Genomic DNA, 1,171 nt, shown 5'->3' with positions numbered 1-1,171 from the left:
ACTCCAAAATTTCAGAAACAACACCAGAACCAACAGTTCTACCACCCTCTCTTATTGCAAAACGCAGCCCCTTATCTATCGCTATTGATACTTGCAATTCCACTTCTATACTTACATTATCTCCCGGCATTACCATCTCTTTCCCTTCCAGCAATTTTATACTTCCCGTTACATCTGTCGTCCTTATATAAAATTGCGGCTGATAATTTGCAAAAAATGGCGTATGCCTTCCTCCTTCCTCTTTCTTCAATATATACACTTCCGACTTAAACTTCTTATGCGGCATTATTGTTCCTGGCTTTGCTAATACCTGCCCTCTTTCCACTTCTTCTCTCTTTGTTCCCCTCAACAATATCCCTACATTGAGTCCTGCACATCCTTTGTCCAGTAACTTCTTAAACATCTCAACACCTGTACATATTGTCTTTTGCGTTGCTTTCAGACCTATTATTTCTATCTCCTCACCCATCTTTATTTCTCCCTTTTCTATTCTTCCTGTTACCACAGTTCCACGCCCCGATATCGAAAATACATCTTCTATTGGCATTAAAAATGGTAAATCCACAGGCCTCGGCTGATTAGGCACATACTCATCTAATGCTTTCATCAATTTATCCATTGATTTTTTTCCATGTTCACTATTTTCTTCACCTTCCAGCACTTTTAATGCTGAACCCACAATAACTGGTACTTCATCTCCAGGAAAGCCATACTTTGTTAGCAATTCTCTGACTTCCATCTCCACTAAACCAATCATATCGTGATCAGCAACATCAGCTTTATTTATGTATACCACAATATGCTTAACACCAACTTGCTTTGCCAATAATATGTGTTCCCTTGTTTGTGGCATTGGACCATCAACCCCTGACACTACCAATATTGCCGCATCCATCTGCGCTGCGCCTACTATCATGTTTTTTACATAGTCAGCATGCCCAGGACAATCAACGTGTGCATAATGCCTCTTTTCCGTCTGATATTCAACGTGTGCTGTTGCGATCGTTATTCCCCTTTTCCTCTCCTCTGGTGCTTTATCTATTTGATCGTATGCTACAAAATTCCCATAATACTTTGTTATTGCTGCTGTCAATGTCGTCTTCCCATGATCTACATGTCCTATTGTCCCCACATTCATATGCGGCTTGCCAAATGCTTCTACTACTTGTGT

Annotated in this window: 1 protein-coding gene; it reads right to left on the bottom strand. The window is 40.4% G+C overall.

Annotated features, from left to right (window positions below):
- A partial coding sequence (gene tuf / locus IHO13_RS05505) for an elongation factor Tu (RefSeq protein ID WP_255586117.1) occupies nt 1–1,171 on the bottom strand: 1,171 nt, incomplete at both ends.

Origin of the sequence: Wolbachia endosymbiont of Mansonella perstans (assembly GCF_020278605.1) — a bacterium.
Classification (GTDB): domain Bacteria; phylum Pseudomonadota; class Alphaproteobacteria; order Rickettsiales; family Anaplasmataceae; genus Wolbachia.
This window is presented reverse-complemented; position numbering and strand designations above follow the sequence as displayed.